Raw genomic sequence first — 24,587 nt, 5'->3', positions numbered from 1 at the left:
TGTTGTAGATAAATGTAATGTTTATAATAAAAGAATAAAAAGTATTTAACAGAAAAATACGCAACCTTTTATAGATTTTAGCATCTAAAGTTATTGATAATTAGCCACCAACACGTTTTACCTTAAATCCTTTATCCTGTAAAAGTTTCATGATTTTATCTCGGTAATCTCCTTGAATTATAATTTTATCATCCTTAAAACTTCCACCTACACTTAATTTGGTTTTTAATTCTTTAGCTAATTTTTTAAAATCTGAATCGGCACCTGTGTAACCTTCCAATATTGTAATAGGTTTCCCTTTTCTTTTTTCGTACTTACAAATTATAGGAGCGTCTTGCATCCAAATAGTACTTTTTTCTTTTTTTGCCTCTTCAGATAGTTTGTGATCGGGGAAAAGATTTTTTAGTTGGTCTTGTAAATCCATACATTTATTCTTTTATTAAACCCAGTTCAATTAATCTTTCATGTAAAAAAGCTCCAGCTGTAATATCTTCAAATTGTTTTGGGTTGTCATTATCTATGCAATTAGGAAGACAATTTAATGGCATTTCACTTATAGGATGCATGAAAAATGGGATTGAATATCTAGAAGAGCCCCATAATTCTTTAGGTGGGTTTACTACTTGGTGTATGGTAGATTTTAATTTGTTGTTGGTAAGCCTAGAAAGCATATCACCAACATTAATCATTAACTGGTCTGGTTTTGCAATAGCATCTACCCATTCTCCTTTATGATTTTGTACCTGTAGGCCTTTACCATGAGAGCCCATAAGCAGCGTTATTAAATTAATATCTCCATGAGCAGCAGCTCTTACTGCATTTTTAGGTTCCGATGTAATAGGAGGGTAGTGTATTGGTCTTAAAATAGAATTACCGTTTTTAATGTATTCATCAAAATAAGTTTCTTCTAGATCTAGGTGTAATGCTAAAGCTCTAAGGACATATTTTGCTGTTTTTTCAAGCATTTTATAGGTTTCTTTTCCTATGGTATTAAAATCTTTTAATTCTTTTACATTAACATTTTTAGGATACTCAGCCTCTAACTTAGGATTATTTTCTACATATTGTCCAAAATGCCAAAACTCTTTTAAATCTCCTTCTTTTTTTCCTTTCGCATGTTCTTTTCCAAATGAAGTGTACCCTCTTTGCCCACCAATTCCTTCAATTTCATAACTGTCTTTTGTTTCTTGATCTAGTGCAAAAAAGTTTTTTATTTCTGAATATAAGTTATCTACTAAATCATCCGATAAAAAATGACCGCTTAATGCAACAAAACCAATATCTTCAAAAGCATTTCCAATTTCATTAATAAATTTTTGTTTTTCCTCTTGGTTTCCTGAAACAAACTCTTTTAAGTTAACACTGGGTATAGCACTCATATATATGATTTTAATCGTTCTTTCAAAATTACAAATTATAACTTATATAAAACAGTTAATAGTAATAGTAACTCTTTTTATTTTGGTTACATTTAACTATACTATTTATCATTTTTTTCTGTTTTATAATCATGAATTATTCTAAATACCAGATATCCAAAGAAATGCACTTGCAATTGTATACTGCAATGCTTAAGCCTAGAATGATTGAGGAGAAAATGTTGGTATTACTTCGTCAAGGAAAAATTTCTAAATGGTTTAGTGGTATTGGACAAGAAGCAATCTCTGTAGGAGTAACTTCTGCACTTAAAGATAATGAATATATACTTCCTATGCATCGTAATTTAGGGGTGTTTACAACAAGGAATGTTCCCTTAGATAAATTGTTTGCACAATGGCAAGGAAAACAATATGGCTTTACAAAAGGGCGAGATCGTAGTTTTCATTTTGGGAGTCAAGCGCATAATATTATAGGAATGATTTCTCATTTGGGGCCACAATTAGGAGTAGCAGATGGAATAGCCTTAGCGCATAAATTAAAGAACAAAAAACTTGTTACAGCTGTTTTTTCAGGTGAAGGAGGAACAAGTGAAGGAGATTTTCATGAAGCATTAAACCTTGCAGCCGTATGGGATTTACCAGTGTTATTTTGTGTGGAGAATAATGGTTACGCTATTTCTACACCTACAAATGAACAATTTAAATGCAAATCTATTGCAGATAAGGGTATTGGTTATGGTATAGAGTCCTATTCTATAAATGGAAATAATATCTTAAAAGTTTATAAAAAAGTAAAAAAGCTGGCTAAAAGCATGCGTAAGAATCCTAGACCTATATTAATAGAGTTTAGGACTTTTAGGGTTCGAGGTCATGAGGAAGCAAGTGGTACTAAATATGTTCCTAAAAAGATACTAAAAAAATGGAAAGCTAAAGACCCATTAGAAAACTACGAAAATTATTTAATTAATAAGAACATATTATCAAAAGAGAATAAAAGACTAATTAAGAATAAAATAGATAACGAATTAAAACTAAATACCAGTAGTTTTAATGCCATGGAAGATTCTGAATATTCCATAAAGAAAGAGTTGGCAGATGTTTTTAAAAAACATTATTACCAAGATATTCCTCAAGGGGCAATTGTTAAAAATATTCGTTTTGTTGATGCTATTTCTGAGGGTTTAAAACAGTCTATGGAGATACATGATAATTTAATTATTATGGGGCAAGATATAGCAGAATATGGAGGTGTTTTTAAGATAACGGAAGGCTTTGTAGAAAAGTTTGGAAAAAATAGAATTCGAAACACGCCTATTTGTGAATCTGCTATAATTTCTGCAGCTATGGGCTTATCTATAAATGGAATGAAGGCCATGGTAGAAATGCAATTTGCAGATTTTGCCAGCAGTGGATTTAACTCTATTGTAAATTATTTGGCTAAATCTCATTATAGATGGGGACAAAATGCGGATGTTGTTATTCGTATGCCGTGTGGTGGTGGAATATCAGCCGGACCTTTTCATTCACAAACTAATGAAGCTTGGTTTACAAAGACTCCAGGATTAAAAGTGGTGTACCCTGCTTTTCCTATTGATGCAAAAGGTTTGTTAGCAACAGCTATTAATGATCCTAATCCTGTTTTGTTTTTTGAACATAAAGCTCTTTATAGAACTATTAATGAGAATGTGCCTGCAGATTATTATACAACACCTTTTGGTAAAGCAAGTTTTATAGAAAGTGGGGAAGATATAACTGTAGTTTCTTATGGTTTAGGAGTACATTGGGCTATAGAAACTTTAAATAATAATTCTGATATTAACGCAGATTTAATTGATTTAAGAACGTTACATCCTTTAGATATAGAAACTGTTTACACTTCGGTAAAAAAAACAGGGAGATTAATTATTTTACAAGAAGACAGTTTGTTTGGAAGTATTTCTAGTGATATTTCTGCTTTGGTGACAGAGAATTGTTTTGATTATTTAGATGCTCCAATAAAAAGAGTTGCCAGTGTAGAAACACCAATTCCTTTTGCAGCCCATTTAGAAGAAAATTATTTAGGAAAGAGTAGGTTTGAAACTGCATTACTAGAGTTGTTAAGGTATTAAAAGTTATATTGAAATTCTTTTGATTATATAAAATGTAGTATATTCCTAAAAATTATTATTTTAATGAATAGGGGTATACATTATATTTTAACTATTGTATCTTTTCTTTTAACTTTTTGTATTTATAGTCAAGAAAATATAGAGGAATGGAAGGTAGAGGATCTTAAGTTTAGTTCTAGCATTACTAATAAAAAAGAAGAAGAAAAAAAATCATCAATTTTTAAATTTGAACCAGATTACTTATCTGCTATAAAAAAAGAAAAAGTTGCTCAAGTTAGGAATAGAGAAATAGTAGATACATTATCTATTTCTGAAAAAAAGAAAAAACGATTGTTAAAAAAGGTGTTTAAGAAAAATTTTTCAGAAGAATTATCTAGAATGGTAGATATTAAGTTTGAAGACGAAGAGTAATTTTTTTCTTGTCATATAAAAAAAATGCGCTATTCTTAGCGCATTTTCATTTTTGCTTTTCTTTTTTGTAACTGCCTATCTAAATCAGATATAGAGTTAGCAATAGAGGTTTCAAAATTAGCATTACTTGAAACTGAAAATAGAGTGCTTCCAGGTGTATTTAAGCGAATATTACATATAAAACCCGTATTTGGGTCTGAAGTATTTTCTGTTTTAAAATACACATCTGCATTTACTATAAAATCAAATTTAGAAATAAGTTTTTGTAATTTTTCTGCTGCCATTATTTCAAGACGATTGCTAGCTTTTACGTCATCATACTCAAAGTTAATATTCATATATTTTCTTTTTTATTAAGGTACGAATTTTAAATGTTTTTTCACACTATATTTTTTGGGATTTATTTAACTTTTTTGTTAAGTATATGTTATTTACTTATTATCTGTGAGTTAAGTGTAATTTAAAAAGTAAGTTTGTTCTTATGTTTGTACTTGTATTTACAATGAAAGGGCTTTAATTTTATATTTTATGTTATTGAGAAAGGTATTTAAGGAGGGGAAAAACACATTAAGTGTAGAAAATTATATATTGAAAATAGAACGTAGTTATAAGAAGAATCTAGAGCTAAAGAAAAGACTTAATAATTATGCATTTGAGCCTAGAACATATGCTTTGCATCAAGAATTAGATAAAATAAAATTACGATTAGAGCTACTCCAAATTTCTCATTTAAAATTAATAAACACATTAAAGAAACCAATTAATTTTATTGAAGTTTATGAACAGAAAGTAAATAAACAATTAGCAGAGTCTAGACTTTTAGATAGCTATGTAAAGGATTACGTAATTGCTTCAAAGAAAACTTCTTAGTTAATTTTAAGTAGCTTTATATCAAAAATTAACACAGAGCCACCAGGAATAGAACTGTAATCACTACTTCCGTATCCTAAATGAGAAGGTATAAAAAGTATTCCGTCTCCTCCTTCATTAAAATATTGTATCCCTTCTGTCCAACCTTTTATAACTTGGTTTAAACCAAAAGAAATTCCATCCGCATCACTTTGATCAAAAACACTTCCATTAGTAAAGTAGCCTTTATAAGCAACTGTTACACTAGACGAAGAGTTAGGTTTTTCACCGGTTCCAACAGTATTAATTATATAATATAATCCAGAGGTGCTTTTTTTTGCTTCTAAATTATTTGCTTCTAAGTAATCTAAAATTTCTTGGTCGTTTTCTGCTCTATAATCTTTTACTCCATTCTTTTCGTCATTATTACAAGATAAAAAGAAAACTATAAATAGGGAACAAATAAAGTGCTTCATTGGTATACGTATTTTGAGTGCAAAAATACATGAAATTTAAGAGAAGAATTGCAGGTAAGTGTAGTTAATTAATATAAAATATTACATATGAACTTATTGTTAAGCAACACAAGCTCCTCTTTTTAACAACATGTATTCCCCGTTGTTTTTAAATTCTCTTATCGATGTACCTGCATATCGTTTAAATGTTTTAGATAAGTGACTAACATCTGTAAATCCTAATTCATCTGCAATCTCTGTAAGTGTATAATCAGAATTTAATATGCGTATTTCTACTAATTTAAGTTTGGCTTTAATTATGTATTCTCTTAAAGACATACTTACTTGCTTCTTAAAATATTCACTAACATAAGTAGAAGACATCATAAAAACATCAGCTAAATTTTCAACTTTTAGTAGTTCCGTTTTATCAATGTTTTCATTAATATAGGTGAGCATTTTAGTGATTTTATCATCAGAATTACTTTTTGGGGCTTCAAAATAACTACTCTTTTTAATATTACGAATTAAAATCTCTAGTATACTTGTCATAAAACTTGTTACCAAATTAATAGACTCTTCTCCATAACTTCTAGATTCTTGTAAAATCATGTTAATAAGGTTTTCTAAATAGTTACGGTCTACTTCATTTTTAATAATATCTCCAGGTAATTGATTGTAGTTAGATAATATATACGAAGCCTCTTTAAACCATTCATTTCTATCTATAGTAATTTTATTTGCATTTTTAAAAAATGAATCGGTAAATTTTAAAAAAACGAATGTTGTTGGTTTGCTTATCGTAAAAGAGTGGCATTTTAATGGAGGTAATAAAAACATACTTCCTCTTTCGTATTCATAATGATTATAGTTTATACACTGAGTTCCTTTTCCGTCTTTAATTAAAACCAGTTCAAAAAAATTGTTTTTAACAGGGCGTTGTTTCCAATCTTCTAATTTAATTTCTTGTATTTCAAAAGGTTTGTGTGCTTCTAATATTTGCATTATAAGGGTAGTTAAGTGATATATGACCAAAATTAATATAAAACCAATTAAAATCATTTACATTACCCTTTATTTATACAACTTTAACCATTACTATTACCAATTATAATTTTACTTTATCACTACTCCAATTTATATTTTTTAAAAAATGAAAAATAAAACACTAAAAATTACCGAATCTCTATTTTTGTTAAATTAACCAATTATTTAAGTAAGTAAACTGGTTTATAGCGCATCAATCTTTACTTTTATAGATTTAACTTTAGAACCCATTTACAGCATCTTATGAAAAAATCTTATTTAACCTTAGTGGTACATATATTAGTAAAAGAAGAATATAGAGACGAAATAAAATCGGAATTGCTGAAACTGGTTAGTCCCACTAGAGCGGAAGAAGGTTGTATCGCCTACGACTTACATCAAGATAACGATAACCCCAATCTGTTCTTATTCCACGAAAAATGGGTGAATCAAGATTATTTGACCAAACATTCACAAAGTGACCACATTGCTGCCTATAGACTTGCTTCTAAAGATAAGCTTGAGAATGTTTCTGCTTATAAAATGACAGAGCTTACCAATTAGAATTGTAATTATAAAGGCTTAACATTAAATTAATGTATTAAAACCTCGGTAATTTTACCTGTATCTAGCTTGTTTTGGCAATATTTTAAGATTTTGCCACTTAAAAACCTCCATTTATACCTTCTTTTCCTTTTTTTGTACCTTAAATAAGGAGTATTGTAGATTTACCTTTGTCTTCAGGAAAAGTAAACAATACAATAAAAAATATATAAAGATGAATACTCCAAACATTGCACAAGAAGATATTTTAAGTGCATTTAACTACAGGCATGCTACCAAAGAATTTGATGCGTCAAAAACATTAACCGATGAGCAAATCAATTTTATATTAAAAACTGCCAATTTATCGCCAAGTTCATTTGGTTTTGAGCCATGGCATTTTGTAGTTGTTCAAGATAAAGATTTACGTGAACTTTTAAAGCCGGTAGCTTGGGGTGCTCCCGTAAAATTGGATACAGCTAGTCACTTTATTTTAGGACTAGCTATGAAAGCCCCTATGGTAAAGCATGATGCGGCGTATATTGAACATATGATGAAAGAGGTAAAACAAATGCCCGAAGATGTTGTAGAAGTATACTCTAAGTTTTACCGAGAGTTTCAAGAGCGTGATTTTAACTTAGATTCAGATAAAAAATTATTCGATTGGTCTTCAAAGCAGACTTATATCGCTTTAGGAAATATGATGACTGCTGCTGCACTTTCAGGAATCGATTCTTGCCCTATAGAAGGTTTTCACCAAGAAAAAGCAGAAGCATTGCTTAAAGAGAAATTTGGCGTGGATACAGATAAGTATGGTTTAGCTTTTATGGCTGCATTCGGATACAGAAAGGCAGACCCGGAATTTCCAAAATCTAGAAGACCATTGGAGGACATTGTAACTTGGAAATAAGAAATATTATGAAAGTAATAGGATACAAAGAGAATCTTCCAATTGACAATACAAAGTCTTTACAAGATGTAGAATTGGAAACTCCAAAAGCTACAGGAAGAGATATTTTAGTAGAAATTAAAGCGATTTCTGTAAATCCAGCAGATTATAAAGTTCGTGCAGGAATGCCTGCAGAAGGTGACAACTGGAAAGTAATTGGTTGGGATGCTACCGGAATAGTGACAGCAATTGGTGAAGAGGTTACTCTTTTTAATGTTGGAGATGAAGTTTGGTATGCTGGTGATTTTACCCGTCAAGGTAGTTATGCAGAATACCAAATTGTAGACGAACGCATTGTAGGCAAAAAACCTCAAAGTTTATCTTATGCTGAAGCTGCTGCCTTACCATTGACCACACTTACAGCCTATGAAATGTTGTTTGATCGATTAGAGGTATCTAAAGACGATGCCAACAAATCTATTTTGGTTATTGGTGCCGCCGGTGGTGTAGGTTCTATTTTGGTGCAATTGGCTAAAAAACTGACGAAGTTGAATATTGTAGGTACGGCTTCTCGTGAAGAAACTACGTCTTGGTTAAAAGAATTAGGTGCAGACACGGTTATTAATCACAGAAATAAGTTGAGCGAAGAGTTCGAGAAATACAATTTACCAGCTCCAGAGTATGTAGTAAGCTTAAATGCTACGGAACACCACGTAGGTGAAATTGCTAAACTGATAAAACCACAAGGTAAATTCGGATTTATAGATGACCCAAAATCGCTAAATGTAATGCCTTTTAAAGGAAAAGCAGTTTCTACACACATAGAGTTAATGTTCACACGCTCAATGTTTCAAACGGAAGATATGATAGAGCAACACCATATCTTGAACAAAGCTTCTGAATTAATCGACAACGGAACTATTAGAACTACGTTAGGAGAAAATTTTGGAACTATAAATGCTGAAAACCTTAGAAAAGCTCATGCTTTTTTAGAAACAGGTAAAGCAAAAGGTAAAATTGTTTTAGAAGGATTTTAGGCTTATTGAGTTAAATAAAAACACTAATAAAAAATATCAAAATGAAAAAAACAATATTACTTGCATTAGCAATAGCAACAACGGTATACACAAACGCTCAAACACCAACAACAGATCCAACAAAATCTGTAAATGAGGTAGTAACAGCAGATAATGTAGAATGGGGATGGTTAAATCCGTTACGAGGCGATAAAAGTCCGGCTGCCGGAAAACTATGGGGAGATCGTACAAAAAATGAACCTGCGGGCTTTTTAGTGAAATTTAAAAAAGGATTTTCATCACCTCCACACATTCACAACATCACTTATAGAGGTGTTGTAATACAAGGTTTATTACATAATGATGATGAAAATGCAGAGAAACAGTGGTTACCAGCAGGTTCTTACTGGCAACAACCAGCAGGAGAAGCGCATATTACTGCAGCTGACGATAATGAAAATATGGCATTTTTAGATATTCAAGAAGGGCCGTATTTGGTACAACCAACTTCAGAAGCTTTTGATAATGGTGAACGACCTATAAATGTAGATAAAACCAATTTAGTATGGTTAAATGCCAACGATATTGAATGGGTCTCTGAAAAGAGTAAAGTACAAACAGCTTTTTTATGGGGAAGCCATGAAGAAAACCAATTGCGTGCTACACTTTTAAAATTACCAGCCGGTTTTAGTGGTAGCATTAAAAACCTGAGTCCAAATTTTAGAGCTGTAGTTATTTCTGGAAATATAAAACATCAACTTGTTAATGATAAAAATGTAGATGTTTTAGATGCAGGTACTTATTTTGGTGCTGCAGAAAATTCTATACATAATATTTCGGCAGAAAAGGAAACTATTATTTATATTAGGGCTAACGGAAAATTTGAAGTAACTAGTTTAGTTCTATAAGCATCTCACTAATATGGTAATATCAAATTCATGAAAAAAAATGTTTGTAGTCATATCAACTCCATTTCAGAATTAAAAGCTGCTACCAAACATGTGTGTGAAGAATGTGTGAAACTAGGCGATGTCTGGGTGCATTTGCGTACTTGTCAAGAATGTGGGGTTACACTTTGTTGTGATGATTCTAAAAACAAGCATGCTACTGCACATTTTCGTTCTACAAGTCATCCGGTAATTAGTTCTGCCGAACCTAACGAGCGTTGGCTTTGGTGTTATAAAGATGAAGCTTTTGTAACTTATTAAACCAACCAAACATGATTGATCCTAAATTTCCAGAACTTACAAACCAACAAATTGAAAAATTAAAAAATTACGGAACCATAGAGTTTCATGAGAATCCTACTGTTGTTTTAGATTTTGGAGATCAACATTACGATTTTTTGGTAGTGCTAAAAGGGGGAATAAAAATTATTGATCCTGACAAAAAAGATGAAAGTCTTACAATTCACAGAAAGCATCAATTTTCTGGCTCAAGTAGTATTTTATCCCATAGAACAGTTGGTGTTTGTGGCGAAACCTTAGAAAATACGAAACTTATACGCATAAAACCTGATAAACTTAAAAATGCCATTGCTAAGTTCAGTGATATAAGTGATGTGCTACTTAATGCATTTTTACTTCGTGAAGATGCAATGAAAAATAATATTCAAGGTATAAAACTTATAGGTTCTGAGCACTCCAATGAAACCTATGCCATCCGTGATTTTATGGATAAGAATGACATTTGGTATAAGTTTATTGATTCCGATAAAGAAGAAGGACTTGTCCAATTGTTAAAGACATTTAACTTAACTATGGAAGACCTTCCAGTTTTAATTAATAGCCAGAATGAAATAGCTATTCGCCCATCAATCGATGAAATAGGAGAATGCTCGGGAGTACGATTAAAATTAGATGATGAAGTTTATGATGTTCTAGTAGTTGGTGCTGGTCCTGCAGGTTTAGCAGCTAGTGTATATGCTTCTTCTGAAGGGTTAAAAGTATTAACCATCGATAGTAATTCCCCTGGAGGACAAGCAGGTAAAAGTTCTAAAATTGAAAATTACCTAGGTTTTCCCACAGGAATTTCTGGTAGAGATTTAGCAAATAACGGGTACATTCAAGCTCAAAAATTTGGATGTACTATTTCTGTGCCTCATAGAGTAGAAAGTATTGAACGTAAAGCAGGAATTTATGAAATTCACGCCAGCAACACATCTTCTTTAAAAGCTAAAACTGTAATCGCCGCTACGGGTGCCGCTTATAGAAAGTTACCTTTAGATGGAATAGAAAAATTTGAAGGTGCAGGTATTTATTACAGCGCAACTTCTATGCATGCCAATATGTGTAAAAACAGTGAAATTGGCATTGTCGGAGGTGGTAATTCTGCTGGTCAAGCAGCGTTATTCTTGGCAAATTTTGCGCATAAAGTATATGTGATTATTAGAAATGAAGATATTGGCGCCAAAATGAGCGATTATTTGGTGCAACGAATCTTTGCTTGTGAAAATATAGAGGTGCTAACCAATAGTAATGTAGTTAAAGTAGAGGGAGATACCTATTTAGAAAAAGTAAATATTAAGAAAAAAGATGAATTTGTAAAGAATAAAATAATTTACCTATTCACTTTCGTTGGTGCAAAACCGTGTACAGAATGGTTACATAATATTATTGATACTGACGAAAAAGGTTTTGTACATACCGGACTTACTATTTGTGAAAATGCATTGAATAGTGAATCGGTGTTTAAAAATAGAAAGCCCTATGCTTTTGAAACCAGTTTACCCGGACTTTTTGCAGTTGGTGATGTACGTTCGGGCTCTGTAAAACGTGTAGCATCAGCGGTTGGTGAGGGGTCTATTGTAGTTAGTGATATTCATAAGTTTCTAGCGCAAGAAAAATTTATAAATTCCAGTAAATAAATCATCAGTAAACTATGGCGCGCACTATAATTGAAAACATTGTAATTGCCCAGTATAAAGACCAAACCTTTTTTGAGTTTTGTAAATATACTACCATTCGTTTTTTTGAGATTGTATATATAGAAAAAGGCGAGGGGAGTATTAAAATAAATGGTAATACTGTAAATTACACTTCTAACAGTGTTTTTGTTTTTGTTCCTGATGACATTTATATTTTAAATCCAGACGCTGAGACTACAACTACCGCTATTAAATTTTTAAAAAGTTTTTTTAGAGGAGATGCTCCGCAAAATGAAAATCTTCCTGTTAACGATTGGTTTCGTAAAATTGAGGGAATATTAAATAGTGAAAGTCATCAACTTCGTGAAATGCAGTTTGAAATCGAATCAGATAAAGTACACCTGATATCACTAATAAAAATGGTAGCGGCTGAAAATGATAAAAAGAAATCGTATGATGTGTTTATTATTCAAAATTCACTTTCAGTAATTCTTCATTTAATAGCACGTAATATTCAGTTTCTTAATGCTGATATAACCACCAAGGTCGTTGAATCATCTAAGATCCAACAAATCATAAATTTTATTCATGCTAATATTTACAATTCTGAATTGCTCACAACTAAAAGTCTAGCAGAAGAATTTCATATGGCAGATAATTATATGAGTGAGTACTTTAAAAAACATACTGATGTTTCTTTAAAAAAGTATATCATCAACTACAAATTAAAGCTTGTTGAAACCCGATTAAAATATACCGATTTGCAGTTTTCAGAAATTGCAATGGAATTAGGATTTACAGATTCTAGTCATCTTAATAAGACTTTTCAGAGTTATAAAGGGATGACTATTGGTAATTTTAAAGCAAGTATCACTCAGTAAAATACCATTTACCTTTTTTTTTACTAAAACCCCTTCGTTTTTTACTTATCCAAAGCTTGTGTGCCGAGGTAACTTTGTACTGTAAGTAATACAGAATAAATAATAACCTAAAACATAAGATTATGGATTACAAGAATTTTCAAACATTTACAGCAGAGCAAAAAGGAGGAATTTTAACGGTAGATATCAATTTTGGACCAGTAAATGTTCAGGGACAAGAAATGCTAGCAGATTTAAGTAGTTTATGCTTACGATTAGAGCGAGATAGAAGTGTAAAAGTGGTGATTTTTGAATCATCAAATCCTGGATATTGGGTGTGTCATTATGATACCAACTTACTTAAAGATATGTCTACAGAAGCGGTACCACGAAATGAAGTACAACTTTTAGATTTACAATCGATTCTTGAGAGATTAAGCAATGTACCCCAAGCTACTATTGCAAAAATTGAAGGTTTCGCAAGAGGAGGCGGACACGAAATGGCATTGGCTTTAGATATGCGTTTTGCAGCCAGAGGAAAAGCCAAGTTTATGCAGATGGAAGTAGGAATGGGAATTTTACCTTGTGGTGGTGGTGCATCACGTATGGCTAGACAAGCAGGTTTAGGAAAAGCATTAGAAATAATATTAGGTGCTAGAGATTGGGATGCGGATGAGGCTGAAAAATTTGGAACTATTAACAAAGCCTTAGATGCAGATGAGATTGGTGCTTATGTAGATGCCTTGGCAGAACGCATATCGCAATTTCCTGCAGATTCAATTGCTGCTAGCAAAAGAGCAGTGTATGCTTCTATAGACCTGCCAATTAAAGAAGCTTTAAAAGAAGAAGCCTACCAATTATTTCAAGCTACAAGTAAAACGCCTGCAATAAAACGTTTTGCTTATGCAGATGATAACGGAGCTCAATTTGACCATGATAATCAAAAGAATTGGGAGCAAATGGTAATGGATATTCAAGCAGTGAATTAAGGGTGCTGAGCGCCTTGCGCTTTACGCTTTACGCTTAGCGCATATCGCTTTTAAATTTTTGAGTAAAGCGCGAAGCGTGTAGCGCATAGAGTAAAGCGAAAAACCAACAACGATTACCGATGAACGAAATAAATAAAAAAGATTAGATATGAAAGCAATGTTATTGAGCAGTTACGGAGAAAATGCAACATTTACCGCTACTGAAATTGAAAAACCAGCAGTAAAAACTAATCACGTATTAGTTAAAATAGCTGCATCTAGTGTTAATACTATTGATACTATGATTAAAAATATGGGGTCAGATTTACCATTATCACCAGCTGCTCCAGCATTATTAGGCATGGATTTTTCTGGAACAATAGAAGCTGTTGGAGAAGGTGTAACAGGTTATGCCGTTGGAGATGAAGTATATGGTTGTGCTGGGGGACTTGCAGATTTACCAGGAACGTTAACAGAATATATTGTTGCAGATAGTAACTTAATTGGTCACAAACCAAAGAATTTAACCATGCGCGAAACTGCAGCCTTACCATTAGTAGGTATTACAGCTTACGAAGGTTTAACTAGAGCAGGTGTAAAAGCAGGTCAAAAAGTATTAGTACACGGTGGTTCTGGTGGTGTTGGCCACTTAGCGGTGCAATTGGCTAAATATCTTGGTGCCGAAGTTTTTGCTACAGGAACAGGAGACAAACAAAAAGCAATTGTAGAAAAATTTGGAGCAACCTTCATCGATTTTAAAACTGAAAAGGTAGTAGATTATACTGCAAAATATACCGATGGTGGTTTTGATGTGGTTTTTGATACCGTTGGTGGTGCAAATCTTACCAATTCTATTGAAGCAGTTGCTTTAAACGGACATATTTCTACTACAGTTTCCTTATGTGAATTAGATTTAACGCCTTTACATTTTAAAGGTGCTACATTACACGTAGTATTTATGTTAATTCCTATGTTGCATAGTTTCAACAGAAAAAAACATGGGGAAATTCTTGAGAAATTGACCAAAATTTCAAACGAAGGACATTTAACTCCAATTGTTGACGAAAATCAATTTTCACTAGAACAAGTGGGTGATGCTTATGCACACTTAGCTAGTGGTACAGCCATCGGAAAAGTTGTAGTTGAAAATTAGATCATAGAATTAAAAATATGCCGTACGATTAGAGTTTTATACCCTAAACATGTCGATGATTATGTTTTGTTGAAAGCCCCAGAAATGGGGCTTTTTTATCTATTTATACGAAACCTTGAAATTTACCTAAACAACCATTTTTACTACCAAAAAACTACTAGTCTTCAGGCTTAACTTTGTAGTGTAATTAAATTGTATTGTAAAAAAGAAAAAAAATATTAACCATGTACACAAAACCAAAATATCCAATCGCAGTAGTTTTTAAATGGACGAGACGTTATATTTATATATTCGCCTTAACCGCATTAATTCCTGTGTTACTGTACGAGGTTGTAGCTTGCAAATGGTTAACACTGCCGTGGCAACCAATCGGACTTATTGGTACAGCGCTGGCGTTTATAACTGGTTTTAAAAATAATGCATCTTACGATAGACAATGGGAAGCACGTAAAATATATGGTGGTATTGTAAATGCTTCAAGATTATTTGCCACTATGGTAAATGATTTTATCACCAATGAATATGCGACGGATAAAAAAACAGATAACGAATTGTTTCAAATCCGAAAAATAATGATTCTACGTCATGTTTCTTGGATGACTTCTTTGAGACATGCACTTCGGCAAAAGAAAACATGGGAAACTGCTAAAACAAATAAATCAGATAGAGAACATATGAAATCCATAAAAGTTATGGAGTTTGAACATACACTTTCTGAAGAATTAGAGGGGTATTTATCGGAAACTGAGAAAACTTATGTTTTAAATAAAACCAATAAACAAACGGCATCATTAAATTTGCAATCTAAACATATTAGAGAACTTGAATCCGTTGGATTAATAGACAACTTTAGACATGTTGAATTTAAAAATATCATTGGTGAATTGTTTACTTTACAAGGAAAAGCTGAACGCATTAAAAATTTCCCTTATCCAAGGCAGTTTGCAACACTAAACTCTTATTTTATTTGGATATTCATAATCATTATGCCTTTTGGATTGATGAGACAGTTTGATATTACAGGGCAATCTCTAGTAGAATCTGGAATTTCAAATGAAGTTTTTGCATTCATAGCAGAACACTTTGTGTGGTTTACAATTCCATTTAGCATTATTATTTCTTGGATATTTTTCGCAATGGAACGCGTAGGAGATACTTCTGAAAATCCGTTTGAAGGCATGGGAAATGATGTGCCAATTTCCACTATTTCTAGAGCCATAGAAATTGATATAAGAGAAATGATTGAAGACAATATAGACTCAATTCCATCACAACTACCTGAGTATGCACATACGCAGATGTAAATTTTAAGTTCTTAATTTTTTAAACCTTGTTTTTTACTAAAACTTCCATTTTTACTACCAAAAATTAGCTACTGTTTAGCTTTAAATTTGTATCAAATAATAAAAGCAATTATAAAATTTAAAAAAATAATATCATGAAAACAATAACAAATACAAATGCACTTGCAGAGGCACGTGCTCTTGAATTACCTACACGAGAAGCTTCATTAAGACGTGAACCATCTGTCTCTAAATTTTGGAATGATAACCGAAAATTATTAGAAGAAGCATGGGCAGAATGGGAAATTGAAAATAAAGACAGTTTATTAGTTCCTGATGAAACGCTGCTTGACCCAAAATTGAGAAAAGCAATTAACGAAGCATGGGAAAATCCTGAAAAAGAAAATGCTGTTGCCGATTTATGGGAAGAAATTATCCCTGGAGTGTATTCTGCGCAGTTTTTTGATCTTGAACGTTTAGCGGAATTCCGTAAGTATTTAGAGGATACTGTAAATTCTGAAATTCCTAGACGTGCACCTTATGGTATTCAATTAAATCGTTATGGAGTTATGTTAGATCCACGTTCAGAAGGGCATCTTGCAGCACCTAATTTTCAGGCATTTTATAATGAAATTATGGATCGTTATATGCGTCCCATAGCTCGTTTATTATTAGGTACTTATGGCTACGATAACCAAACATTTGGATTTTCTATTCAGTATAATCCAGATAAGGATAAAGATTTACATGCCCATACGGATGCTTCGGCAGCTACTTTGAATATCAATATTAATTTACCTGATGAAAAATTTACAGGTTCACAAGTTGATTTTCACGATAAAACAACGAGAAAAGTTGTTCAAACTATATTTGAACCTGGAAAAGCAATAATTCACACCGGAAAAGTACCTCATGCTACCCACCCAATTACAAGTGGACAGCGTAATAATTTGGTAGTATGGCTATACGGAGACCGTATGCAAATACCACAAGGTGGTGCAAGTAGCTATGGTAGTGTTAATAATTCAGCATCTAAAGTTGTTACAACAGAAAGCATTACAGCTCGTGAACGTTGGAGTTTGCCAGAGGATCCTAAAGACACCTTTGCACCGTTTTAGAAAAATCAGAAATTAGAATTTTGGCAGAATATTTTCTGCCAAAATTTCGTTTAGAAAATTCAAAAGTTAATTAAAATGAAATATATATTAATTACAGGAAGTACAGACGGAATAGGAAAATTATTAGCATTACGTTTGGCGAAAGAAGGTCATTTTGTTGGTGTTCATGGTAGAACTGCAGCAAAGCTAGAAACCACTGTATCAGAAATAAAAGCGGAATCAAAGAATAACAATGTAGTAGGTTTTTTAGCCGATTACGCAAATTTGTCAGATGTACAAAAGATGGCAACCGAGGTCGCAGATAAAATGCCAAAAATTGATGTTTTGGTGAACAATGCAGGTGTTTTAAAAACAAAGACTGGTAGTACTGCGAATGGCGTAGATGTTCGTTTAGTAGTCAACTATTTAGCACCGTATAAATTTACTAATACGATTTTACCGCTATTGAAAAAAGCAGCTGCGCCTAGAATTGTAAATCTTAGTTCTGCCGCACAATCCCCAGTCTCTATAAATGCACTGCAAGGCGGTATGAATTTAGGAGCGAATGATGCTTATGCACAAAGTAAGTTAGCCTTAACCATGTGGAGTTTTGATTTGGCAAAAAAGGAGCCGAGTATTTTGGTTGTTGCAGTAAATCCCGGTTCGTTATTGAATACAAAGATGGCTAATGAAGCCTACGGTCAACATTGGTCTCCTGCAGAAAAGGGAGTAGATATTCTTTATGATTTAAGTATGACAGACAAGGCAAAAACAAACGCCTATTTTGACAATGATAAAGGAGGTTTTACTAAAGCACACCCAGATGCTTATGATGATAATAAAGTTGAAGAATTATTAAGTATTACCCAAAGTATCATATAAGTTTATTTAATTCGGTATAGAAAAGGCAACCTATTGGTTGCCTTTTCTTACTTAGTCTCCTCAAACAAAAACTCTCCCTTAGTTTCTGCCGCTTGTAATCCCCAATCAACAATTAGGTTTAGAATAGGAACCAATGTTTGTCCGAATTCAGTAAGGGTATACTCTACTTTTAAAGGTGGTTTTTTAGTAAAAACTCTCCTGTTTACCATTCCATCCGCTTCTAATTGTTTTAACTGTAAACTTAAAGTACGCTCAGTAATACCAGGAATTTCCTTTCTCAATTCGTTGTAGCGTTTTTTGTCGCCTATTAAATGGGTTAGTATAACACTCTTCCATTTACCACCTATCAATTCCATTGCTGCGCTCGTTGGGCAGAATGATATTTTATTATTGATTTTAATTTTTGGTTTCTTTTCAAACAGTTCTTTTCTGTCCATTTCTTAAATATTAAATATATGACAAAGATAATAAGCTTTACTATAGTATGCAACTATACTTTTTATAGTAAAATATTTTTTGTATATAAAACTGTATATCAGTTATTTAGAATTATATTTTCATACTATACTTCTTGACCGTTATTGACACGTATCAACCCTATATCTATATTTGCACTATAATTTTGATAGTATTAATAATCAACAGATTAAAAAAATAATAAAATGAATCTAACAGATATATTAAACAACCGCTACTCAGCAAAAGAATTTGATGCAACTAAGAAAATATCAGATGCAGATTTTCAACAAATAAAAGATGTACTGCGTTTAAGTCCTTCTAGTGTAAACCTACAACCTTGGCATTTTTTAATTGCAGATACTCAAGAAGGCAAAGAACGTATCGCAAAAGGCACACAAGGATTTTTCAAATTCAATATACCGAAAGTCTTAAACGCATCTCACGTAATTGTTATCGCAGCTCGAACTGATGCAGACGAAGATTATATGAACAGTATTTTGGAGCAAGAAGACCAAGATGGTCGCTTTGCAGCACAAGAGTTTAAAGATCAAATGCACGGTGGTCGTATGCTATTCGCAAATATTCATCGCTACGACCTTAAAGATTTACCACACTGGATGGAGAAGCAAGTGTATTTAAATATGGGCGCACTTTTATTAGGTGCAGCAACCTTAGGTATTGATGCTTGCCCAATGGAAGGTGTAGATGTAAAAGCCTTAGATGAAGAGTTTGGCTTACGCGAAAAAGGCTTCACAGCGCTAGCAGTTGTGTCTTTAGGTTATAGAAAAGACAGTGACTTTAATGCAAAATTACCAAAGTCAAGGTTTCCTGAAGAAACAGTTATCACTCAATTATAATAATCTTAAAAGCTAATAATTATGGAAACAAACACAAAAATTGTTCACGCAGCTATTGTACAATATCACCGTTGGTATCTTTTTTATGAACGTGATATTGAAAACAAACAGCGACTAGAAAATCAGTTAGAAATTTTAGCAGAGGATATAAAAATGAAATCTGCAGCTGGAGAAATGCAAGGCAAAGAAAATTATCCTGAAAGATTAAAAGTTTATAAAGGATGGAAGAATGCGCATCATATTCAAAATATAGAAGTTAATAAATTAGAGAACGGTTCTATTAATTTAGAAGCTGACATTATATATCAAAATTTAAAGTCAGACGGTTCTAATGACAGTTATCCTTTGCATTACAGCACATTTTTAAAAGAGGTTCCTGGTGCACTTTTACCTGTATTTACAGAAATCAATATTAACCCTACTGGAGAGATTAAAAATCCAACGTTTGAGGATGCGTATCCAGAAAACCGAATGTTATCTCTTGTGCATTACTGGCTCTTAAATATGGAACAGTTAGATGGTAATGTTGCGCCTTTTAAAGAAGTATTAGCAGATGGTTTTAAACTTAATTTTTCAACTAACAGCGAGCCTATTGTTACCATAGAGCAATTAGAACAATGGTTAAACGGAACACCAAAACAATTGAAGGAAAGCAGTCATTTTCCAGAGAACTTTACTGTAAAAGTAATTTCAGAAAATGAATATGAAGTCAAAGTAGATTTTGTTTGGAAAGGAGTAACAAAAGAAGGTCAAAAATTAACCGCAACTACTTCACACCATTGGATTGTACAGGATAATCCAAATGATAGGTTTGCAAAAATAAAAGAAGTTACAATCATTCAAAAAGTACCACTTACTCCATTAAAATAAAATATAATTCAATTATAAAGAACATTATTATGAAAAGTACAATAGTAAAATTTACAGCAAAACCAGAACACAAAGATACGTTTGTAGCAACGCTCAAAGAAGCACAAGCGGCAACACAAAAAGAAGCTGGTAATAAAGAGATTAGAGTATTTGTATCTAAAGCAGAAGACAATGTGTTTTTTGTTTACGAACGTTGGGCAGACAAAGCTGCTATTACATCTCACGATAACGAACCTCATACCAAAAAGTTAATGGAAGTAGGACAGACCGCCTTACAGTCGGCTCCTGATTTCTACTTTTTAGGCGATACTAATCCGCTTCCAGACCATTCTAAATCTGCAAATCCTGAAGATGAAGTATTTATAATTTTCTTCATTTTTAAACTAAGAACTGAATTTAGAGAAGCACTTCTTGAACAGTTTGAAGATCACATTATCCACACAAGAAAAGAGGAAGAAGGCAACATCCTTTTTGATTTATATACAGTAGATAATCAAGAAGATACCCTAGCAGTTTATGAGCATTGGAGAAAAGAATCTGATGTTTGGGACATTCACTTTAATCAACCTTATGCAGTAAAAACAGGCAAACTGATGGAAGAAGCTGTGATAGGTGATTTAAAGCAGTATATGAATTTTGTAAAAGAAATTTAAGAGAAATCAGTAATCAACTAAAAAGCACTATGATGAAAAAAGCAATTCTATTATTTTCCTTGGCAATTTTAGCAAGCTGCGGAAATCAGGACAAAAAAGAGGTTGTTTCAATGCTAGAAACGCACGATCACAAACACCCACATCCACACAACGTAGATGAAAACGGATTAGCACCACATACAGAAAATACCATTCATCAATATGCACCCACGGTTGCATTGTTAAATAGTATATATGAAGGTGATTTTACGCCAGAACAAATGGTACAGCAAGGTAATATTGGTATCGGAACCGTTAATCACCTAGCAGGTGAGTTGGTTGCTGTAGATGGTGTGGTATATACTATTGATGCGGAAGGCGGAATTAAAGAGGCTCCAGAAGATTTAGAATCACCTAATATGACGATGATAAATTTTCAACCTAAAAAAACGGTAACCGTTGAAAACATTGTCTCTTACGAAGAACTAAACAAAGAACTTCAAAAATACTCTACTTCTAAAAATAGTTTTTATGCCTACAGAATTAAAGGAGAGTTTGGATATCTAAAAATGGCATCGGCACATAAAGTAGAAAATGAAGATGTTTCTCTATTTGAATATTTAGATACAAGAGTAATGTATACTAGAGAAAATATTAAAGGAACTTTAGTAGGCTTATTTACGCCAGATTATATTGGAAACGTAGTGATACCGGGAATGCACTTTCACTTTTTATCTGAAGATATAACGCTGGGAGGACATTTAGAAGATATCAAGTTTGATAAACTTCAAGTTGAAATTCAAGAAATAAACCAAGTAAACTTGCAGCTTCCCCAAACTGAAAAATTCAGAAACAAAACGTTAAAACAAGGCGCAGCTCCAAAAGCTACGGCGAAACAAAACGGAAAATAAGAAGATTATGAAAAAGTACATAATTTTAGTTTTAGCATTGTCTTTCTCTTTTGCAGGTATTGCGCAAAACACAAAAGAAGACAACTATAAAATAGGCGTAAAAATTGTTAATGAGGTTAATGGTGAAGGCGCTGCAAAAGGATTAGAAGCAGCTTTTAAAAGTGTCTCTCCAGATATGGCAGATTATATTATTCGCTATGGTTTTGGAGAAATTTATAACAGAAAAGGCATAGATTTTAAAACCAAAGAATTATTAATCATAGCTAGTCTTACTACACAAGCTAATGCAAAATCGCAGTTAAAGTCGCATATAAAGGCTGCCTTAAATTTAGGTGCTACGCCAAATGAGATTTCAGAAACTATGATTTTGTTGAGCTTGTATACGGGCTTTCCAGCTGCAAATAATGGCATTTTTACTTTAAAGGAAGTTTTAGAAGAAACAAACTATACAGCATCTAATTACATAAATACAACACAGCAGCTAGTTAAAAACTGGGAGTTAGATGGCTTTTCTATGCCTGAATCAATTGTGGCATCGCCAACAGAGAATTGGTTGTATGTTTCTAACGTAAATCAAAATAGCAAAGGGTATATAAGTAGAATTTCAAAGGACGGAAAAGTTGATAATTACAAATGGGTAACTGGTTTAAATTCGCCAGCAGGCTTAGCACTATATCAAGACAAATTATACGTTGGCGATGGTAAGGAGCTACATATTATCAATGTTAAAAAAGGTAAAGTCGTAAATAGTATTACTTCTCCAGATGTTGTGTCATTAAATGATGTCGTGGTTTCTAAAAACGGACAGGTTTTTATCTCTGATATAGCAAGTGGTAAAATTTTCACATTAGTAAATAACAAATTAGAGATTTGGTTTCAATCCCCGGAAATTAAGCATCCAAACGGACTTTATATTCAAAATGAAGACTTAGTTATTGCAAATTTTGGTGAAGAATTGACCTTAGAAATTTCACCAGATAAGTTTGGCAGTCTATATAAAGTTAACCTAAAAGATAAAACGATAACACGGTTTAAAAGCAGTTGTCAACTAGGAGCCCTAGACGGTTTAACTGCTGTTAATGATGGTTTTTTAGTAACAGGAGGTACGGTTAGTGATTTGTTTTTTATAAATGAGAATACGCGACAATTAATTGGAAACTTCCCGAAAGGTTTAGCAGATATTACTATAGAAAACAATGTGTTATTTACTCCTGTTCTATTTAGTAATTCAATAGCATCTTACACACTTCCATCAACTATTAGTGAAGCCATACCTGTAGATGAAAATTGGAAACGAATAAACACAAAAGAAGAATATTTAAAGTTGGCTGCCGATAATTTCTATGGTGACAAAGACGGACAATCTGTTGCTACTCACGATGGTCAAATATTTGGAGTTTTTGGAGGTAAAGTTTTGACAGGGACTTGGGATTGGAAAAATAACTTCTTCACCAGAACTAGCAAAATCGGAGATATAGATTTAGGGTATGATGAACTTGTAATTGAAGTTACAGATACCAAAATGCGCTTAACACTTAAGCAAGGCAAGGGAATTACCGTTGTCTACAATAAAAAATAATTTAAAAATAAATATTATGAAAAAAATACAATTATCAATAATAGTTTTAGGCACAATTTTATTAGCCTCTTGTACAGACAACTCAGCTGAGTCAAAAAAACTAAAAGAAAATATCTCACGTCTTGAGACTCAAATATCTACTCAAAAAGAGGAGAAAGCAACCTTAGAAGCAAATAAAAAATTGGTAACAGATTTTTATCAAGACCTTTTCGGTAATCAGAATTATCAAAATATGGATAAATATGTAGGTCCGGTCTATGTACAGCACAATCCCAATGTTGCCGATGGTAGAGAGGCATTGCAAAAAATGCTTCCGATTTGGTTTAAAGATACTCCGAAGTATAAGCTAAATTTTAACCTTGTAATTGCTGAAAAAGACCTTGTTTTTGTGCAAGTAATTACCGAAAAAGACGGGAACAGAACATCTACAATGGATGTGTTTAGAGTTACAGATGGTAAAATATCTGAGCATTGGGATGCCTTTAATACTTTTAATGCGGGAGACAAATCTGCTAACGATAATCCATTATTTTAATCAAAAAAACGCACAATATGAAAGCAATAGTATTAGAAAAAGCAGGAGGACCAGAAAACCTTCATTTAGCAGAAGTAGCAAAACCAAGCATAAAAGATAACGAGGTATTAGTAGCGGTAAAGGCTATTTCATTAAACCCGGCAGATGTAAAACCAAAGTATCAAGATAAGATGCTGAATATGATGTACGGAGAAAAACGACCTGTTATTTTAGGCTGGGACATAGCAGGAACCGTTACAGAAGTTGGTACCGATGTCACCAATTTAAAAGTTGGAGACAAGGTCTTTGGTATGGTAAACTTTCCTGGTGTAGGTAACGCTTACGCGGAATTTGTTGCTGCGCCAGAAGCACATTTAGCTACAATGCCAGACAACGTCTCTTTTGAAGAAGCTGCGGCTACAACCTTAGCTGCTCTAACTGCACTGCAAATCTTAGAAGGAAGGATTAATAAAGGTGATAAAGTACTAATACAAGCAGGTTCTGGTGGTGTTGGTCATTTTGCTATCCAAATTGCAAAAGCAATGGGAGCTTTTGTAAACACAACTGCCTCGGCAAAAAACGGTGCATTTGTTACCTCTATTGGAGCAGATAACGCAATTGATTATCACACTCAAAAGTTTGAAGAAGTTTTATCGGATATCGACTTTGTGTTAGATACGCAAGGGGGAAAAGTTCTTGAAAATTCGGTAAAAATTTTAAAAAGTGGTGGTACCGTTTATACAACAGTTGGTGTTAATTTGGAAGAAGTTGAAGCGTTAGCTAAAAAAGAGCATAAGACACTTTCAGGCATTTTGGTGCATTCTAGCGCTAAAGATATGAACACCTTAAAAGGGATGCTAGAAAACGGTGCCATTAAACCAAACATTTACAAGACGTTTGCTTTTGAAGATATGGCTACTGCCCATACCGAAGTTGAAAAAGGAAGAACAGTGGGTAAAGTAATCGTAACATTATCATAA

Annotated in this window: 28 protein-coding genes; 22 read left to right on the top strand and 6 right to left on the bottom strand. The window is 32.9% G+C overall.

The window, feature by feature from the left end:
• Nucleotides 1-100: 100 nt before the first annotated feature.
• The gene (locus CLV91_RS09135; RefSeq protein WP_121066776.1) at nt 101-424 is read right to left on the bottom strand and encodes a translation initiation factor; all 324 of its coding nucleotides are present in this window, start codon (nt 422-424) and stop codon (nt 101-103) included.
• 4 nt (nt 425-428) lie between these two features.
• Nucleotides 429-1,379: an isopenicillin N synthase family dioxygenase gene (locus tag CLV91_RS09130; protein WP_121066773.1), complete on the bottom strand. Its 951-nt coding sequence runs from the start codon at nt 1,377-1,379 to the stop codon at nt 429-431.
• A 131-nt stretch (nt 1,380-1,510) separates the two neighbouring features.
• On the opposite strand from CLV91_RS09130, the gene CLV91_RS09125 reads away from it, so the two are divergent.
• Both CLV91_RS09125 and CLV91_RS09120 read left to right on the top strand, forming a co-directional pair.
• Nucleotides 1,511-3,487 (top strand): alpha-ketoacid dehydrogenase subunit alpha/beta, encoded by a 1,977-nt coding sequence (locus CLV91_RS09125; RefSeq protein ID WP_121066769.1) that lies wholly within the window; start codon nt 1,511-1,513, stop codon nt 3,485-3,487.
• A 63-nt stretch (nt 3,488-3,550) separates the two neighbouring features.
• A complete protein-coding gene (locus CLV91_RS09120) occupies nt 3,551-3,898 on the top strand; it encodes a hypothetical protein (protein ID WP_121066766.1) in 348 nt (115 codons plus the stop codon).
• A gap of 35 nt (nt 3,899-3,933) precedes the next feature.
• On the opposite strand, the gene hpf is transcribed toward CLV91_RS09120, so the two are convergent.
• On the bottom strand, nt 3,934-4,236 hold the full coding sequence (hpf, locus tag CLV91_RS09115) for a ribosome hibernation-promoting factor, HPF/YfiA family (RefSeq protein ID WP_121066762.1): 303 nt from the start codon (nt 4,234-4,236) through the stop codon (nt 3,934-3,936).
• Between the two features lie 190 nt (nt 4,237-4,426).
• Here hpf and CLV91_RS09110 point away from each other — a divergent pair, with 190 nt between their 5' ends.
• Nucleotides 4,427-4,768: a hypothetical protein gene (locus CLV91_RS09110; protein ID WP_121066758.1), complete on the top strand. Its 342-nt coding sequence runs from the start codon at nt 4,427-4,429 to the stop codon at nt 4,766-4,768.
• Here the strand turns inward: CLV91_RS09110 and CLV91_RS09105 are convergent.
• Together CLV91_RS09105 and CLV91_RS09100 are read right to left on the bottom strand one after the other, a co-directional pair.
• The gene (locus tag CLV91_RS09105) at nt 4,765-5,223 is read right to left on the bottom strand and encodes an FKBP-type peptidyl-prolyl cis-trans isomerase (protein ID WP_121066755.1); all 459 of its coding nucleotides are present in this window, start codon (nt 5,221-5,223) and stop codon (nt 4,765-4,767) included. The two genes, CLV91_RS09110 and CLV91_RS09105, sit on opposite strands and share 4 nt — an antisense overlap.
• Before the next feature lie 99 nt (nt 5,224-5,322).
• Complete coding sequence (locus tag CLV91_RS09100) at nt 5,323-6,207, bottom strand: AraC family transcriptional regulator (protein ID WP_121066752.1); 885 nt, start codon at nt 6,205-6,207, stop codon at nt 5,323-5,325.
• Between the two features lie 285 nt (nt 6,208-6,492).
• Between CLV91_RS09100 and CLV91_RS09095 the strand changes: the two genes are divergently transcribed.
• The 12 genes from CLV91_RS09095 to CLV91_RS09040 all read left to right on the top strand — a co-directional run bounded on the left by CLV91_RS09095 (nt 6,493) and on the right by CLV91_RS09040 (nt 17,785).
• Complete coding sequence (locus tag CLV91_RS09095) at nt 6,493-6,792, top strand: putative quinol monooxygenase (RefSeq protein WP_121066749.1); 300 nt, start codon at nt 6,493-6,495, stop codon at nt 6,790-6,792.
• A gap of 214 nt (nt 6,793-7,006) precedes the next feature.
• Entirely contained in the window at nt 7,007-7,681 is a 675-nt protein-coding gene (locus CLV91_RS09090; RefSeq protein WP_121066746.1) for an NAD(P)H-dependent oxidoreductase, read from the top strand.
• Between the two features lie 8 nt (nt 7,682-7,689).
• A complete protein-coding gene (locus CLV91_RS09085) occupies nt 7,690-8,697 on the top strand; it encodes a zinc-binding alcohol dehydrogenase family protein (protein WP_121067863.1) in 1,008 nt (335 codons plus the stop codon).
• A gap of 41 nt (nt 8,698-8,738) precedes the next feature.
• On the top strand, nt 8,739-9,584 hold the full coding sequence (locus CLV91_RS09080; RefSeq protein ID WP_121066743.1) for a DUF4437 domain-containing protein: 846 nt from the start codon (nt 8,739-8,741) through the stop codon (nt 9,582-9,584).
• Nucleotides 9,585-9,692: 108 nt separating this feature from the next.
• Nucleotides 9,693-9,884 (top strand): UBP-type zinc finger domain-containing protein, encoded by a 192-nt coding sequence (locus tag CLV91_RS09075; protein ID WP_245987166.1) that lies wholly within the window; start codon nt 9,693-9,695, stop codon nt 9,882-9,884.
• Nucleotides 9,885-9,895: 11 nt separating this feature from the next.
• Nucleotides 9,896-11,542: an FAD-dependent oxidoreductase gene (locus tag CLV91_RS09070; RefSeq protein ID WP_121066737.1), complete on the top strand. Its 1,647-nt coding sequence runs from the start codon at nt 9,896-9,898 to the stop codon at nt 11,540-11,542.
• A 14-nt stretch (nt 11,543-11,556) separates the two neighbouring features.
• Entirely contained in the window at nt 11,557-12,423 is an 867-nt protein-coding gene (locus tag CLV91_RS09065) for an AraC family transcriptional regulator (RefSeq protein WP_121066734.1), read from the top strand.
• A 122-nt stretch (nt 12,424-12,545) separates the two neighbouring features.
• The gene (locus tag CLV91_RS09060; protein ID WP_121066731.1) at nt 12,546-13,391 is read left to right on the top strand and encodes an enoyl-CoA hydratase/isomerase family protein; all 846 of its coding nucleotides are present in this window, start codon (nt 12,546-12,548) and stop codon (nt 13,389-13,391) included.
• 148 nt (nt 13,392-13,539) lie between these two features.
• Nucleotides 13,540-14,523, top strand: a complete 984-nt coding sequence (locus CLV91_RS09055) for a zinc-dependent alcohol dehydrogenase family protein (protein WP_121066728.1) — start codon at nt 13,540-13,542, stop codon at nt 14,521-14,523.
• Between the two features lie 224 nt (nt 14,524-14,747).
• Complete coding sequence (locus tag CLV91_RS09050) at nt 14,748-15,827, top strand: bestrophin family protein (protein WP_121066725.1); 1,080 nt, start codon at nt 14,748-14,750, stop codon at nt 15,825-15,827.
• A 134-nt stretch (nt 15,828-15,961) separates the two neighbouring features.
• Nucleotides 15,962-16,924 carry a 2OG-Fe(II) oxygenase gene (locus tag CLV91_RS09045; RefSeq protein WP_121066722.1) on the top strand — a complete coding sequence of 321 codons (963 nt, stop codon included), beginning with the start codon at nt 15,962-15,964 and terminating at the stop codon, nt 16,922-16,924.
• Between the two features lie 75 nt (nt 16,925-16,999).
• Nucleotides 17,000-17,785: an SDR family NAD(P)-dependent oxidoreductase gene (locus tag CLV91_RS09040; RefSeq protein WP_121066719.1), complete on the top strand. Its 786-nt coding sequence runs from the start codon at nt 17,000-17,002 to the stop codon at nt 17,783-17,785.
• A 47-nt stretch (nt 17,786-17,832) separates the two neighbouring features.
• Here the strand turns inward: CLV91_RS09040 and CLV91_RS09035 are convergent, their stop codons facing one another.
• Nucleotides 17,833-18,222, bottom strand: coding sequence for a winged helix-turn-helix transcriptional regulator (locus CLV91_RS09035; RefSeq protein ID WP_121066716.1), 390 nt, complete (start codon nt 18,220-18,222; stop codon nt 17,833-17,835).
• A gap of 225 nt (nt 18,223-18,447) precedes the next feature.
• Between CLV91_RS09035 and nfsB the strand changes: the two genes are divergently transcribed.
• The 7 genes from nfsB to CLV91_RS09000 are packed head-to-tail and all read left to right on the top strand — an operon-like array spanning nt 18,448 to nt 24,587.
• Nucleotides 18,448-19,101, top strand: coding sequence for an oxygen-insensitive NAD(P)H nitroreductase (nfsB, locus tag CLV91_RS09030; protein WP_121066714.1), 654 nt, complete (start codon nt 18,448-18,450; stop codon nt 19,099-19,101).
• Between the two features lie 21 nt (nt 19,102-19,122).
• Complete coding sequence (locus tag CLV91_RS09025; RefSeq protein WP_121066711.1) at nt 19,123-19,971, top strand: hypothetical protein; 849 nt, start codon at nt 19,123-19,125, stop codon at nt 19,969-19,971.
• Between the two features lie 29 nt (nt 19,972-20,000).
• Nucleotides 20,001-20,624 (top strand): putative quinol monooxygenase, encoded by a 624-nt coding sequence (locus CLV91_RS09020; RefSeq protein ID WP_121066708.1) that lies wholly within the window; start codon nt 20,001-20,003, stop codon nt 20,622-20,624.
• A 32-nt stretch (nt 20,625-20,656) separates the two neighbouring features.
• The gene (budA, locus tag CLV91_RS09015; RefSeq protein WP_170146733.1) at nt 20,657-21,514 is read left to right on the top strand and encodes an acetolactate decarboxylase; all 858 of its coding nucleotides are present in this window, start codon (nt 20,657-20,659) and stop codon (nt 21,512-21,514) included.
• 7 nt (nt 21,515-21,521) lie between these two features.
• Entirely contained in the window at nt 21,522-23,093 is a 1,572-nt protein-coding gene (locus tag CLV91_RS09010) for a carboxymuconolactone decarboxylase family protein (RefSeq protein ID WP_121066702.1), read from the top strand.
• Between the two features lie 16 nt (nt 23,094-23,109).
• Nucleotides 23,110-23,628, top strand: coding sequence for a nuclear transport factor 2 family protein (locus CLV91_RS09005; protein WP_147406414.1), 519 nt, complete (start codon nt 23,110-23,112; stop codon nt 23,626-23,628).
• A 17-nt stretch (nt 23,629-23,645) separates the two neighbouring features.
• Entirely contained in the window at nt 23,646-24,587 is a 942-nt protein-coding gene (locus CLV91_RS09000) for an NADP-dependent oxidoreductase (RefSeq protein WP_121066696.1), read from the top strand.

The organism is Maribacter vaceletii, from assembly GCF_003634105.1.
GTDB classification, from domain to species: Bacteria; Bacteroidota; Bacteroidia; order Flavobacteriales; family Flavobacteriaceae; genus Maribacter_B; species Maribacter_B vaceletii.
Note: the sequence above shows the minus strand (reverse complement) of the source record. Positions and strands in the feature narration are given on the sequence as shown.

What these genes read in the sequence shown, in the direction of transcription:
- CLV91_RS09135 (WP_121066776.1), bottom strand. Translation starts at nt 424, where the DNA reads ATGGATTTACAAGACCAACTAAAAAATCTTTTCCCCGATCACAAACTA.
- CLV91_RS09130 (WP_121066773.1), bottom strand. Translation starts at nt 1,379, where the DNA reads ATGAGTGCTATACCCAGTGTTAACTTAAAAGAGTTTGTTTCAGGAAAC.
- CLV91_RS09125 (WP_121066769.1), top strand. Translation starts at nt 1,511, where the DNA reads ATGAATTATTCTAAATACCAGATATCCAAAGAAATGCACTTGCAATTG.
- CLV91_RS09120 (WP_121066766.1), top strand. Translation starts at nt 3,551, where the DNA reads ATGAATAGGGGTATACATTATATTTTAACTATTGTATCTTTTCTTTTA.
- hpf (WP_121066762.1), bottom strand. Translation starts at nt 4,236, where the DNA reads ATGAATATTAACTTTGAGTATGATGACGTAAAAGCTAGCAATCGTCTT.
- CLV91_RS09110 (WP_121066758.1), top strand. Translation starts at nt 4,427, where the DNA reads ATGTTATTGAGAAAGGTATTTAAGGAGGGGAAAAACACATTAAGTGTA.
- CLV91_RS09105 (WP_121066755.1), bottom strand. Translation starts at nt 5,223, where the DNA reads ATGAAGCACTTTATTTGTTCCCTATTTATAGTTTTCTTTTTATCTTGT.
- CLV91_RS09100 (WP_121066752.1), bottom strand. Translation starts at nt 6,207, where the DNA reads ATGCAAATATTAGAAGCACACAAACCTTTTGAAATACAAGAAATTAAA.
- CLV91_RS09095 (WP_121066749.1), top strand. Translation starts at nt 6,493, where the DNA reads ATGAAAAAATCTTATTTAACCTTAGTGGTACATATATTAGTAAAAGAA.
- CLV91_RS09090 (WP_121066746.1), top strand. Translation starts at nt 7,007, where the DNA reads ATGAATACTCCAAACATTGCACAAGAAGATATTTTAAGTGCATTTAAC.
- CLV91_RS09085 (WP_121067863.1), top strand. Translation starts at nt 7,690, where the DNA reads ATGAAAGTAATAGGATACAAAGAGAATCTTCCAATTGACAATACAAAG.
- CLV91_RS09080 (WP_121066743.1), top strand. Translation starts at nt 8,739, where the DNA reads ATGAAAAAAACAATATTACTTGCATTAGCAATAGCAACAACGGTATAC.
- CLV91_RS09070 (WP_121066737.1), top strand. Translation starts at nt 9,896, where the DNA reads ATGATTGATCCTAAATTTCCAGAACTTACAAACCAACAAATTGAAAAA.
- CLV91_RS09065 (WP_121066734.1), top strand. Translation starts at nt 11,557, where the DNA reads ATGGCGCGCACTATAATTGAAAACATTGTAATTGCCCAGTATAAAGAC.
- CLV91_RS09060 (WP_121066731.1), top strand. Translation starts at nt 12,546, where the DNA reads ATGGATTACAAGAATTTTCAAACATTTACAGCAGAGCAAAAAGGAGGA.
- CLV91_RS09055 (WP_121066728.1), top strand. Translation starts at nt 13,540, where the DNA reads ATGAAAGCAATGTTATTGAGCAGTTACGGAGAAAATGCAACATTTACC.
- CLV91_RS09050 (WP_121066725.1), top strand. Translation starts at nt 14,748, where the DNA reads ATGTACACAAAACCAAAATATCCAATCGCAGTAGTTTTTAAATGGACG.
- CLV91_RS09045 (WP_121066722.1), top strand. Translation starts at nt 15,962, where the DNA reads ATGAAAACAATAACAAATACAAATGCACTTGCAGAGGCACGTGCTCTT.
- CLV91_RS09040 (WP_121066719.1), top strand. Translation starts at nt 17,000, where the DNA reads ATGAAATATATATTAATTACAGGAAGTACAGACGGAATAGGAAAATTA.
- CLV91_RS09035 (WP_121066716.1), bottom strand. Translation starts at nt 18,222, where the DNA reads ATGGACAGAAAAGAACTGTTTGAAAAGAAACCAAAAATTAAAATCAAT.
- nfsB (WP_121066714.1), top strand. Translation starts at nt 18,448, where the DNA reads ATGAATCTAACAGATATATTAAACAACCGCTACTCAGCAAAAGAATTT.
- CLV91_RS09025 (WP_121066711.1), top strand. Translation starts at nt 19,123, where the DNA reads ATGGAAACAAACACAAAAATTGTTCACGCAGCTATTGTACAATATCAC.
- CLV91_RS09020 (WP_121066708.1), top strand. Translation starts at nt 20,001, where the DNA reads ATGAAAAGTACAATAGTAAAATTTACAGCAAAACCAGAACACAAAGAT.
- budA (WP_170146733.1), top strand. Translation starts at nt 20,657, where the DNA reads ATGAAAAAAGCAATTCTATTATTTTCCTTGGCAATTTTAGCAAGCTGC.
- CLV91_RS09010 (WP_121066702.1), top strand. Translation starts at nt 21,522, where the DNA reads ATGAAAAAGTACATAATTTTAGTTTTAGCATTGTCTTTCTCTTTTGCA.
- CLV91_RS09005 (WP_147406414.1), top strand. Translation starts at nt 23,110, where the DNA reads ATGAAAAAAATACAATTATCAATAATAGTTTTAGGCACAATTTTATTA.
- CLV91_RS09000 (WP_121066696.1), top strand. Translation starts at nt 23,646, where the DNA reads ATGAAAGCAATAGTATTAGAAAAAGCAGGAGGACCAGAAAACCTTCAT.